The sequence below is a fragment of the Nocardioides sp. NPDC092400 genome (genome assembly GCF_040684155.1).
Lineage (GTDB): Bacteria > Actinomycetota > Actinomycetes > Propionibacteriales > Nocardioidaceae > Nocardioides.
Genome location: NZ_JBFBFJ010000001.1, coordinates 1,065,032 through 1,076,558, shown reverse-complemented (window position 1 = coordinate 1,076,558; position 11,527 = coordinate 1,065,032). Strand labels below are relative to the sequence as shown.

Sequence of the window (11,527 nt, the reverse complement as noted above, 5' to 3'; positions counted from 1 at the left end):
GGGACGTCCCAGCGGCATGCCCGCACCGCGCCTGCCCGTCCTCGCCGCCTCGCTCGTGCTCGCCGGCACGCCGCTGGCCGTGGGGGCGGTCGGGTCGTCTGCGGAGGCGCTGTCCTGCGTGGGCCGCGAGCGCGTGCTGGCCGACGCGACGTTGCTGCTCACCGGTCGGGTCGTCGACACCACCGACGGCGCGCTCGAGGTCGAGGTGGACGAGGTGCGTCGTGGCGAGCTGCCCGGCGCCGAGGGCGAGCCCGTCCGCCTGTCGGTCGAGGCGGCGATGTACGGCACCTGGCCGCGCGAGGACGACGAGCTCGCCGACGGCTGGAGGTCGTCCCGGACGTGGGTGTTCGCGCCGTACGAGCAGGACGGCGAGTGGTGGGTGAACCCGTGCAACGCCTGGACGGCCGCCGCCGGCGGACCGAGGGACGGCGGCCCGCCGGGCGCGGGCTGGGAGCGGAGCGGCTCGGCGTCCGAGGGCGGCCCCTTCAGCGGTCCGTTCGGCGGCCCGGCCGCGCTCGCCGGGTCCGCGGGAGGGGCCCTCGCCCTCGGCGCCCTCGCGGTGTGGCTGGTCCGTCGGCGGCGCACGGCGTCGGGCTGACGCACCCGGTGGCCGCCGTCGACCGGCTCCGTAGGCTCCGGGCATGGTGGAGCTCCTCGTCACGGCCCTCACGCTCGGCTTGGCGGGGATCGACCCTGCCGGCCTGCTCCTGGCCCTAGGAGCGCTCGCCGCCGGTGCTCGCGAGCGCACGGTCCTCGCCTTCGCGGCCGTCGTCGTCCTGGGCACCGCCCTCCTCGGGACCGTGCTCACCGTGGCCGTCGGCCAGCACCTGCAGGACGTCGACTGGGCGTCGCTCCTCCCGCCGGACTGGCTGGGGGCGACCATCGAGGCGTTGCTGGCGGGCGCGTTGCTCGCCTGGGCGGCGGTACGGCTCCGCCGGCCGGAGGCGCGACCGCCCCGACCGGCCGGTCGCGGTCGGACCGGGTCGGCGCTCCTCGGGGGCGGTGTCCTCTTCGCCGCGTCCGCGCCGCTGGACCCTACCTTCGTCGGCCTCGTCGTCCTCGCCGGACGTGAGGAGTCGGTGCTCGCTGCAGGGCTGGCCAACCTGACGTGGATCGTCGTCAGCCAGCTGCCGCTCGTCGCCCTGGCCGTCGCCGTCGTCCTGCGCCGCCACTACGGAGCAGTCGCACGGCTGCGGGAGATAGTGCCGCGGGCCCGGCCGTTCCTGGCGCGGCTCGGCACCGCGGCGCTCGCCGCGGTGGGGCTGGTCATGGCCGCGGACGCGTGCTGGTGGTTCCTGACGGAGGAGTTCTTCCTCCCGGACCCCACCTAGCCCGCCCGTATCCGTGGGCGCGTCGTCGCGTCCCCGCGGAGGCCACCGGTCCGCCGGCCGCCCTCGGGTCAGCGCGGCTGCAGCACCAGGGTGACGAGCGCAGCCCTGCTCGGCGCGTCGGTCGTCGCGACCAGGCCGCCGGCGGAGCCGGACGGGACGGCGCCGGCGCTGTCGGCGAGCAGGGCCCGATCCGGCCGCCCCACTGCCGATGGTCTCGTCCCGGGACGCCCCCGACGCGGGCGGCCGCCAGCCCGTCGTCGTGGAGGACGTGTCCGCCCAGTACGACACCACCCAGCGCCCGGCGCCCGCCACGGCCACCGCCTGCGTCGTGTGGGCGAGGCCCGCGGTGGTCTCCGCCCGGCTCGCCAGCACCTCGACCGGGGCGGTCGGCGATGTACCGCTGTAGGCGACGAGCTGCAGGGCAACCTTGGTGAGGGCGCGGTGTGCCGCCTCGTCGGTGCTCGCACGATCTCCCCTCCGGACCGCGGCCCGAGCGGCCGCGCGACCACCCTGGGGGCGGCGAGAGGCGGTGCTCATGCCCCAGCTCGGGCGAAGGCCCGCCCCGACGGCCGGTGCCGAGAAGATTGTGCTACCCCAAATTGGTGAGCGCGGGGCCTCGAGTGGCCTCGGCCGTCGTCCGCGGTCCTAGCGTCGGTGACACGCAGCAGGGGGTTGCGGAATGGGGGATCGATCATGGACGTCACGCGTGCACACCGCTCGGGCACACCGAGATGAGCACCCTCTCCACGCGGTTCCGCGTCCTCGTCCTGAGCGACCACGTCATGTTCAGCGAGGGCATGGAGATGGCGCTCACCCGCCAGGGCCACGACGTCCGCGCGGGCACGCTGTCCCGGGGGGCGGGGCGGGCACTCCCCTCCCCCCGGGCGGCCCGGTTCGACGCCGCCCTCGTCGACGTCGACGCCGACGACGAGTCGGAGACGCTGCCGGTGATCGCTGCCCTGTCCCGCGCCGGCACCAAGGTGGTCGTGGTGACCGGTTCGCGGGAGCACAGCCGGTACGGCCGGTACCTGCACGCCGGCGCGCGGACGGTGCTCGGCAAGCACGTGGGCCTCACCGAGCTGACGGGGACGTTCCGGCGCCTCAGCGCCGGGCTCGCCGTGCAGGACGCCGACACGCGGACCCACCTCCTGCGGGCCTGGACGGCACTCGAGGGTGAGCAGACCGAGGCGCGCCGCCGCCTCTCGACGCTGACCCCGCGCGAGCGCGAGGTGCTCGGCGAGCTCATGCGTGGCCGCACGGTCTGCGAGATCGCGCACTCCTGCGTGGTGTCCGAGGCGACCGTGCGCACCCAGGTCAAGAGCGTCCTGGCCAAGCTCGAGGTCAGCTCCCAGCTGGCGGCCGTCGGCATGGCCTACCACCTCGGCTGGCAGCCGCCCGTGGTCTCGCCACCGACCGTGCTGAAGCCGACCGCCTGAGCGGGGAGGCCGCGTGGGCCCCGTCGGCGCTCAGGCCTCCCAGCCCTCTGGGCGGTGCTTGCGGGGCAGGCCCTCGACGACCAGCCGGTAGGACTCGTCGACGGCCTCGAGCAGCTCGTCGTCGGGGATCTCGAAGGACAGGTCGTTCCACCCCGACCGGCCGATGTAGGCCATCACCGTCGCACGACCCGGGTGCCGGTCGAGCCACTCGTCGGCGACCTCCCGGCTGCCCGCCTTGACCCCCACGCCGTCGGACCGCAGGAACGCGAAGATCTTCGCCCGGTCCGGCGCACCCACCTTGATCACCGGGTGCTCGTGGCCCCAGGGGTCGTCGGGCCACGCGCCCGCCTTGGCCAGGCAGTGCGCCCGCATCCGCTCGACGTCCACCTGCCGAGCGTACGGCGAGGACGGGCTGCTCGGCTCGCTCAGGTCGTCGCCTGCACCCGGGCCAGGAACGCGCCGAGGTTGCGCCGCAGGCGCGCCGCCCGCTCCTCCACCGAGAGCGTCTCCGGCACCCGCATCAGCGACGGGAGCGGTCGCAGGCCGCGGACGTACGCCGAGCAGCCGAGGTCGGCGCAGACGTCGACGCCCACGGAGTTCCCGTCGCGACCGGAGCGTCCAGCCCGCGGGGCCACCATCAAGGTGGCGCCCTGGCCGGGGTGGGTGGTCAGGCACAGCGAGCACATCCGGGCGCGGCGAGGGCCGGCGCCGCCGACGTTGCGACGCAGCTGGACGCCGACCGCGCGGTCGTCGTCGCCGACCGCGACCACGTAGCACTGCAGCGGGGCGCGGTCGTCGACCCAGCCCAGGAAGTCCAGGTCCGCCCAACTGCGCTCGGCCAGGTCGGTGGGCACCCGCAGGCGCGTCGCCTCGCCGCGGCTGGCGTTGACGAAGGAGGCGCGGACCTCGCGCTCGTCGAGGGGTCTCATCGGTCTGCTCCTGTCGGGGAGGTCGGGTCGGACCACGCCGCCAGCGTGGTGTCGAGGCTGTCGAGGATCCGGTCCCACGTGGCCTGGCTGTCGGGGGCGCTGTGCTCGAACCCGCCGGCCCGCTCCAGGCTGACGAAGCCGTGGAACACGCTGCCGAGCAGGCGGACGGCGTGGGTTTCGTCGGGCTCGTCGAGGCGGTAGCCCCGGAGGACCGCCCGCGTCATCGACGCGAGCCGTGGGCCGGCGCTGCCCGCGGCGGTCTCCGCGTCCAGGCGCAACCGGGCGGCGTCGTACCGGCCCGGGTGCTGTGCGGCGTACGCCCGGAACACCCCGCCGAGCGCCCGCAGTGCGTCCGGGCCGGACCGGCCGGCGAGCGCGTCGGCCGCCCGCCCGGCGAGCTCCTCCAGCGCCAGGAGCGCGACGCGCGTCCGGAGGTCCTCCGAGCCGCGCACGTGGGAGTACAGGCTGGCGGGCTTGACGCCGAACCGCCGGGCCAGGGACGACAGCGTCACCTGCTCCAGGCCGACCTCGTCGGCCAGCTCGGCACCCGCGACCACGACCCGGTCGACGGTGAGTCCAGCACGGGGCACGACGCCTCCCTTCCTCGCTTCCTACACATCGTAGGCAGACGGCGATGGGATGCAGGAATCGCGGCGAGGCAGTCGATCAGGTGACGAGCGACGCGGTGAGCTCATCCCGTGTCGTGCCGCTGCGCGCTCGGCGACGGAAGCGCCAGATCTGGGAGGCGCCGAGCACCCACAGGACGTACTGCGTGCTCATCGCCCACCGGAACGCGTCGGCCGTGTACCCCGACCCGGCCGGCGTGCGCCAGTCCAGCACGAAGCCGATCGACACCACGAGCACCAGGCTGGCGATGAAGCCGCCCTGGTTGATCAGGCCGCTCGAGCTGGCCAGGCGCGAGGGCGGGTTGGACGTGCGGCCCACGTCGAAGCCGACCATCGACGCCGGTCCTCCGACCCCGACGACCAGCGCCAGGACCACGAGCAACGGCAGCGGCGCCTCGCCGGGCCAGGCCAGCACGACCGTCCAGGCCGTCGCGATCGCCCCGACGATCGCGAGGACCACCGTCGACCGGTGCCAGGGATGGACGCCGACCAGCCAGCCCAGCACCGGTCCCGACGCCATCACGGCGACGATGATCACCGTCAGCAGCGTGCCCGCCACGGCCGGGCTGAGCCCCTCGCCGCGCACGAGGAACGGGTAGCCCCACAACAGTCCGAGGACGTTGCTGCTGAACGGCGTCGTGAAGTGGATCCAGAAGCCCAGCCGGGTGCCCGGCTCCGCCCAGGACGCGGCGAGGCTGCGTCGGACGGCGCCGACCGACATCGACTCCCCGCGCAGGTTCCGCTCCGTCGGGGTGTCGCGGAGGACCAGCAGCAGCGCGACCAGCAGCACCGGTCCGATCGCGGCGGCGCCGAGGTAGGCCGTGGTCCACCCGAGGTCCCGCAACGCCCACGTCATGGGCACCGCCGAGATGACCGCGCCCAGCTGCCCGAGGGTGCCGGTCAGCTGGCTCAGCAAGGGGATCCGCCGCCGGGGGAACCAGCTGGTGACCAGGCGCAGGACGCAGATGAACGTCAGTGCGTCGCCCACGCCGACGAAGGCCCTGGCCACCAGGGCCAGCGGGTACGTCGTCGCGAGGGCGAAGCCGACCTGGGCCGCCGTCATCACCACCAGCCCGGTGAGCAGCACGCTCCGTGAGCCCCACCGGTCGACCAGGAGGCCGACCGGCACCTGCATCGCGGCGTACACGAGCAGCTGCAGCATCGTGAACGTCGCCAGCTGCGACGCCGAGATGTCGAACCGCTCCGAGGCGGCCAACCCGGCCACGGCGAGCGAGGTCCGGTGGAAGACCGCGAGGAGGTAGACGAGCAGCCCGATGCCCCACATCAGCAGGCCGGTCCGGAAGGCGGGCGCCTGCTGCTCCCCCGTCACCGCCACGTGGTCACACGCTACGCCGCCTGCTGCGATCTCCGCTCGTCGGCGGCCCCTCGGTCGGCGGCCCCTCGGTCGGCGACCCTCCTCACTTCGTCGCCGGCGCTCGCTCGCCGCTGCCCCTCAGTTCGTCGCCGCCGCTCGCTGCGCTCGCGGGGCTCCTCGCTCGTCGGGTCCGCTCGAGCTCGTTCCTCGCTCGACGCTGCCCCTCACTTGGTCGCTTCCATCATCTGGCGCAGCTCCTTCTTGAGCTCGGAGATCTCGTCGCGCAGACGGGCGGCGACCTCGAACTGCAGCTCCGCCGCGGCGGTGCGCATCTGGTCGGTCAGGTCCTGGATCAGCTGGGCGAGGTCGGAGCTCGGCATGCCGGCGAGGTCCTTGGCGTGCTTGCCCGCCGACTCCTTGCCGAGCGCCGGCACCGGCTGCTTGGTCTTCGCCCCACCCGCGCGGCCCTTGGCCTCGGTGCCGGCCCAGGTCTCCAGCAGCGCCTGGGTGCTCTCGTCCTCGCGGGCGAGCATCTCGGTGATGTCGGCGATCTTCTTGCGCAGCGGGGTCGGGTTGATCCCGTGCGCCTCGTTGTAGGCGATCTGCTTCGCGCGGCGCCGGTTGGTCTCGTCGATGGCGCTCTCCATCGACGGGGTGATCTTGTCGGCGTACATGTGCACCTGGCCGGACACGTTGCGAGCCGCACGGCCGATCGTCTGGATCAGCGACTTGTCCGACCGGAGGAAGCCCTCCTTGTCGGCGTCGAGGATCGAGACCAGCGAGACCTCGGGCAGGTCGAGACCCTCGCGCAGCAGGTTGATGCCGACGAGCACGTCGTACTCCCCCAGCCGGAGGTCGCGCAGCAGCTCGATCCGCTTGAGCGTGTCGACCTCGGAGTGGAGGTACCGGGTGCGGATGCCGGCGTCGAGGAGGTAGTCGGTGAGGTCCTCGGACATCTTCTTGGTGAGCGTGGTGACCAGCACGCGCTCGTTCTTGTCCACCCGCAGCCGGATCTCGTGGATGAGGTCGTCGATCTGGCCCTTGGTCGGCTTGACCACGACCTCCGGGTCCACCAGCCCGGTCGGGCGGATGATCTGCTCGACGACGTCGCCGCCGACCTTGTCCAGCTCGTAGTCGCCCGGCGTCGCCGACAGGTAGATGCTCTGCCCGATGCGGTCGAGGAACTCCTCCCACCGCAGCGGCCGGTTGTCCATCGCGCTGGGCAGCCGGAAGCCGTGGTCGACCAGGTTCCGCTTGCGCGACATGTCGCCCTCGTACATGCCGCCGATCTGCGGGACCGCGACGTGCGACTCGTCCACGACGAGCAGGAAGTCCTCGGGGAAGTAGTCGATCAGGCAGTTCGGCGCCGAGCCGCGCTGCCGGCCGTCGATGTGCATCGAGTAGTTCTCGATGCCCGAGCAGGAGCCGACCTGCCGCATCATCTCGATGTCGTACGTCGTGCGCATCCGCAGGCGCTGGGCCTCGAGGAGCTTGCCCTCCCGCTCGAACTTCGCCAGCTGGTCCTCCAGCTCCAGCTCGATGCCCTTGATCGCCCGCTCCATCCGCTCCGGGCCGGCGACGTAGTGGGTGGCGGGGAAGACGTAGAGCTCCTCGTCCTCGGTGATCACCTCGCCGGTCACCGCGTGCAGCGTCATCAGCCGCTCGATCTCGTCGCCGAAGAACTCGATGCGCACGGCGTGCTCCTCGTAGACCGGGAAGATCTCGAGGGTGTCGCCGCGGACCCGGAAGGTGCCGCGGGTGAAGGACATGTCGTTGCGGGTGTACTGGATCTCCACCAGCCGCCGCAGGATCGAGTCGCGGTCGTGCTCCTCCCCGACCCGCAGCCGCAGCATCCGGTCGACGTACTCCTGCGGCGTGCCCAGGCCGTAGATGCAGGACACCGTGCTGACCACGATCACGTCGCGCCGGGTGAGCAGGCTGTTGGTCGCCGAGTGCCGCAGCCGCTCGACCTCCTCGTTGATCGAGGAGTCCTTCTCGATGTAGGTGTCGGTCTGCGGGACGTACGCCTCGGGCTGGTAGTAGTCGTAGTACGACACGAAGTACTCGACCGCGTTGTCGGGGAAGAGCATCCGCAGCTCGTTGGCGAACTGCGCGGCGAGGGTCTTGTTGGGCTGCATGACCAGCATCGGCCGCTGCACCTGCTCGGCCACCCAGGCGACGGTCGCGGTCTTGCCGGTTCCGGTGGCACCGAGGAGCACGACGTCCTCCTGGCCGGCCTTGACCCGCTTCGTGATCTCCTTGATCGCAGCCGGCTGGTCGCCCGAGGGCTGGTAGTCGGAGACCACCTTGAACGGGGCGACGCGGCGCTCGAGATCGGTCACTGGACGCATGGCTTCGAGCGTACGCGGGACCGCCGACAGTGCCCGGTGAGCGCTCCTCCCGTCGACGGGGGCCGGGCGCCGTGCCCTAGATTGGCCCCGTGACCGTCCGCCGCCAGCTCCTCGTCGAGCGGCTGCTCCGGTACCTGCGCGTGACCCTGATGACCGTCGTCGGCGTCCAGCTGGCGCTCGCGGTCGGGATGTCGCTCGTCGACTCCTACCGACGCCGCGGCAAGCGGCCCAAGCCGTTCCCGGTCACCCCTCCGTCGCCGGTGCCGGTCGGTGAGGGCGAGGTCACCGTCTACACCTACGGCAAGGACCTCTACGAGGCCATGCTGGCCGCGATCGAGGGCGCCGAGCGACAGGTCCTCTTCGAGACCTACATCTGGAAGGGCGACGCCGTCGGAGAGCGGTTCAAGCAGGCGCTCGTCGACGCGGCGGCCCGCGGGGTCGACGTCTACTGCATCTACGACGGTTTCGCGAACCTCGTGGTCTCGCCGCGGTTCAAGCGGTTCCCGCCGTCGCTGAAGGTGCTGCGCTACCCCGTGTACGGCGCCGGGTGGCGCTTCTTCGACGTGCGTCGCTACGGGCGCGACCACCGCAAGGTGCTCGTCGTCGACGACGCGGTCGGCTTCGTGGGGGGCTACAACGTCGGCGCGGCGTACGAGACCGAGTGGCGCGACACCCACGTGCGGGTCACGGGCCCGGGCGTGTGGGACCTCAAGCGCGCCTTCGCCGACTTCTGGAACCTGCACCGACGCCGCCGCCTGGGCCACAGCGAGCGGCCGCTGCTGCTGGAGGCCGCCTCGAGCTGGGAGCCGATGATCCGGTTCCAGCGCAACGTGCCGCGGCTGTGGATGTTCCCGATCCGCGGCATGTACCTCGAGGCGATCAACCGGGCCAGCCGCAACATCTGGATCACCCAGGCCTACTTCCTGCCCGACCAGCCGTTCGTCGACGCGCTGCGCGCGGCCGCCGGGCGCGGCGTCGACGTGCGCCTGCTGGTGCCGCTGAAGTCCAACCACATCGTCGCCGACTGGATCTCGCGCGGATACTTCTCCCAGCTGCTCGACGCGGGCGTGCGGATCTTCCGGTTCCGCGACGCGATGGTCCACGCCAAGACCGCCACCGTCGACGGCACCTGGTCGACCGTCGGCACCGCCAACATCGACCGGCTCAGCCTGACGGGCAACTACGAGATCAACGTCGAGGTCATCGACGAGGCGCTCGCCCGCACGCTGGAGGGCATCTACCGCACCGACGAGACCAACTCCATCGAGCTGACCAGCGGCGAGTGGGAGGCGCGCGACCTGCACCGCCGGTTCACCGAGTCGCTGCTCCGGCCGCTGCGCCCCCTGCTCTGACCCGTCCACTTCCCGCGCCGGACCGAGTGCCGGGACGCCGGGCGGGGTAGCGGGAGGCATGCCCGCCCCTCGCGTCTCCCCCGGTTCCCTGCGTGACGTCGGCCCCTTCACCTGGGCGTTGGCACGGGTCTTCGGCCGCCGCAGCGGGACCCGGCCGCCGGCGGTGTTCCTCACCCTCGGCCGGCACCGGAAGCTGTTCCGCGGGTGGCTCCACTTCGCCGGGCGCCTGATGCCCGGCGGGCGGCTCCCCCGCGCCGAGACCGAGCTGGTGATCCTGCGGGTGGCGCACCTGACCGGCAGCGAGTACGAGGCCACGCAGCACCGGGGGCTGGCCCGGCGGGCCGGCCTCTCCGACGCCGCGATCGCCCGCGTCGAGGAGGGCCCGTACGCCGCCGGCTGGTCCGCCCGCGAGCAGCTGCTGCTGCGGGCCACCGACGAGCTGCACGCCGGCGACCTCTCCGACGGGACCTGGGCCGAGCTGTGCGCCGAGCTCGACGAGGAGACCCGGATCGAGCTGGTGCTGCTCGCCGGGCACTACGAGATGCTCGCGACCGCCCTGCACGTGCTCCGCGTGCAGCCCGACGCCCCGCGCTGACCGCGGCGTCCCGCGGTCACGGGCGGTCACGGGCGACCACGGGCGGGGCTCACCAGGTGTCGACCGACCGTCCGCTGCCCCGCAGCCGCCCGTCCCGGGCCGCGGCGTCGACGACCCTGGCGACGACGTGCCTGGTCTCGGCCGGGTCGATGACGTCGTCGATCTCGAAGTGCCGGGCCACGTTCAGCGCCGAGGAGCGCTCCCGGGCGAAGGCGGTCAGCTCACGGACGGTGCGCTCGCGCTCCTCGTCGTCCTCGATCGCCTCGAGCTCGCGCCGCATCGCCAGCCGCACCGCGCCCTCCAGGCCCATCGCGCCGAGGTGCGCCCCGGGCCAGGCGACGGTCAGCAGCGGCTCGTGGGTGCCGCCGCCGAGCATCGCCTGGGCGCCCAGCCCGTAGGCGCGGCGCAGCACGACGCCGACCAGCGGGACGGCCAGCTGCGCGCCCGCGACCAGCAGCCGCGAGGTGTGGCGCACCAGGCCGGTCCGCTCCGCGTCGGGCCCGACCATCATCCCCGGGGTGTCGACCAGCGAGACGACCGGGAAGCCGTGCGCGTCGCACAGCTGCAGGAACCGCGCGGCCTTGTCCCCGGCGTCGGCGGTGATCGCGCCGGCCATGTGCCGGGTGTCGTTGGCGAGCACCCCGACGGTCCGTCCCTCGACCCGGCCCAGGGCGGTCAGCAGCTCGGGGGCGAACGCCGGGCGCAGCACCGTCACGCTGCCGACGTCGCAGATCCCCTCGACGACCGGCTCCACGTCGTACGCCGTCCGCTCGCCCTCGGGGACCGCGTCCCGCAGCGGCGTCGGGTCGGGCGCCGTCCAGTCCGCGACCGGGCCGAGGAAGTAGCCGAGCAGCCGGCCGGCGACCTCGGCCACCTCGTCGTCCTCCGCCACGACGTCGACCACCCCGTTGGCGGTCATCACCTCGAGCGGCCCGACGTCGGCGGCGGCCACGTCGCCCAGCCCGCCGCCGGCGATCATCGCCGGACCGCCCATCCCGAGCGAGGCCCGTCCGGTGGCGACGACGAGGTCGGCGCAGCCCGCGACCACGGCGTTCCCGGCGAAGCAGTTGTCGTCGACGACCGCGATCCTCGGCACCCGTCCCGACATCCGCGCCCAGGCAGCGAAGGTGGTGACGTCCAGGGCCGAGACGAGCGGGATGTCGGTGTCGCCCGGGCGACCGCCCCCACCGGCCGCGTAGAAGACGGTCGGCAGCGCGAGCCGGTCGACCACGTCGAGCAGCCGGTCGGTCTTGCGGTGGCCGCGCATGCCCTGGGTGCCGGCCATGACCAGGTAGTCGTAGGACAGCACCGCGCACTGCCGTCCCCCGATCGTCGCCAGCCCGCCGACGATGCCGTCGGCGACGGTGCGGTCCAGCAGGTCGTCGAGCTCGCGCCTGCCCTCCTGCGCGGCGGTCACGTAGCGGCCGTACTCCACGAAGCTGCCGGGGTCGACCAGGTCCGCGACGTGCTCGCGGGCGGTGCGGCCGCCGCGGGCGTGGAGCCGCGCGACGGCGTCGGGGCGGGCGGCGTCCTCGGTGAGGGCACGCCGCGCGAGCAGGTCGAGGAGCTCCTGGCGGATCGGCACGCGCGGA

At 73.4% G+C, this 11,527-nt stretch carries 13 protein-coding genes; 6 read left to right on the top strand and 7 right to left on the bottom strand.

The features are described 5' to 3' along the window. Positions 1 to 16 precede the first annotated feature (16 nt). Together AB0N29_RS05280 and AB0N29_RS05275 are read left to right on the top strand one after the other, a co-directional pair. Complete coding sequence (locus tag AB0N29_RS05280; protein ID WP_364864675.1) at positions 17 to 598, top strand: hypothetical protein; 582 nt, start codon at positions 17 to 19, stop codon at positions 596 to 598. A gap of 43 nt (positions 599 to 641) precedes the next feature. Continuing rightward, on the top strand, positions 642 to 1,331 hold the full coding sequence (locus AB0N29_RS05275; RefSeq protein WP_364864673.1) for a hypothetical protein: 690 nt from the start codon (positions 642 to 644) through the stop codon (positions 1,329 to 1,331). A gap of 68 nt (positions 1,332 to 1,399) precedes the next feature. Here the strand turns inward: AB0N29_RS05275 and AB0N29_RS05270 are convergent, their stop codons facing one another. Then, a complete protein-coding gene (locus tag AB0N29_RS05270) occupies positions 1,400 to 1,534 on the bottom strand; it encodes a hypothetical protein (RefSeq protein WP_364864671.1) in 135 nt (44 codons plus the stop codon). 5 nt (positions 1,535 to 1,539) lie between these two features. On the opposite strand from AB0N29_RS05270, the gene AB0N29_RS05265 reads away from it, so the two are divergent. Both AB0N29_RS05265 and AB0N29_RS05260 read left to right on the top strand, forming a co-directional pair. Then, entirely contained in the window at positions 1,540 to 1,737 is a 198-nt protein-coding gene (locus tag AB0N29_RS05265; RefSeq protein ID WP_364864669.1) for a hypothetical protein, read from the top strand. A gap of 325 nt (positions 1,738 to 2,062) precedes the next feature. Further along, positions 2,063 to 2,767, top strand: coding sequence for a response regulator transcription factor (locus AB0N29_RS05260; protein ID WP_302270989.1), 705 nt, complete (start codon positions 2,063 to 2,065; stop codon positions 2,765 to 2,767). Between the two features lie 30 nt (positions 2,768 to 2,797). On the opposite strand, the gene AB0N29_RS05255 is transcribed toward AB0N29_RS05260, so the two are convergent. From AB0N29_RS05255 to uvrB, 5 genes are all read right to left on the bottom strand, one after another. Continuing rightward, the gene (locus AB0N29_RS05255; RefSeq protein ID WP_302270988.1) at positions 2,798 to 3,154 is read right to left on the bottom strand and encodes an MmcQ/YjbR family DNA-binding protein; all 357 of its coding nucleotides are present in this window, start codon (positions 3,152 to 3,154) and stop codon (positions 2,798 to 2,800) included. Positions 3,155 to 3,192: 38 nt separating this feature from the next. Beyond that, positions 3,193 to 3,696, bottom strand: coding sequence for an FBP domain-containing protein (locus AB0N29_RS05250; protein ID WP_302270987.1), 504 nt, complete (start codon positions 3,694 to 3,696; stop codon positions 3,193 to 3,195). Then, positions 3,693 to 4,286, bottom strand: a complete 594-nt coding sequence (locus tag AB0N29_RS05245; protein ID WP_302270985.1) for a TetR/AcrR family transcriptional regulator — start codon at positions 4,284 to 4,286, stop codon at positions 3,693 to 3,695. The genes AB0N29_RS05250 and AB0N29_RS05245 overlap by 4 nt, the downstream gene beginning before the upstream one ends. A 76-nt stretch (positions 4,287 to 4,362) precedes the next feature. After that, on the bottom strand, positions 4,363 to 5,658 hold the full coding sequence (locus tag AB0N29_RS05240; protein WP_302270983.1) for an MFS transporter: 1,296 nt from the start codon (positions 5,656 to 5,658) through the stop codon (positions 4,363 to 4,365). 203 nt (positions 5,659 to 5,861) lie between these two features. After that, entirely contained in the window at positions 5,862 to 7,988 is a 2,127-nt protein-coding gene (gene uvrB / locus AB0N29_RS05235) for an excinuclease ABC subunit UvrB (protein WP_302270982.1), read from the bottom strand. Between the two features lie 89 nt (positions 7,989 to 8,077). On the opposite strand from uvrB, the gene AB0N29_RS05230 reads away from it, so the two are divergent. Together AB0N29_RS05230 and AB0N29_RS05225 are read left to right on the top strand one after the other, a co-directional pair. Further along, on the top strand, positions 8,078 to 9,340 hold the full coding sequence (locus tag AB0N29_RS05230; RefSeq protein ID WP_364864663.1) for a phospholipase D-like domain-containing protein: 1,263 nt from the start codon (positions 8,078 to 8,080) through the stop codon (positions 9,338 to 9,340). A 58-nt stretch (positions 9,341 to 9,398) separates the two neighbouring features. After that, positions 9,399 to 9,935, top strand: coding sequence for a carboxymuconolactone decarboxylase family protein (locus tag AB0N29_RS05225; protein ID WP_364864661.1), 537 nt, complete (start codon positions 9,399 to 9,401; stop codon positions 9,933 to 9,935). A gap of 49 nt (positions 9,936 to 9,984) precedes the next feature. On the opposite strand, the gene AB0N29_RS05220 is transcribed toward AB0N29_RS05225, so the two are convergent. Further along, a complete protein-coding gene (locus AB0N29_RS05220; RefSeq protein ID WP_364864659.1) occupies positions 9,985 to 11,520 on the bottom strand; it encodes a carboxyl transferase domain-containing protein in 1,536 nt (511 codons plus the stop codon). Positions 11,521 to 11,527 lie beyond the last annotated feature (7 nt).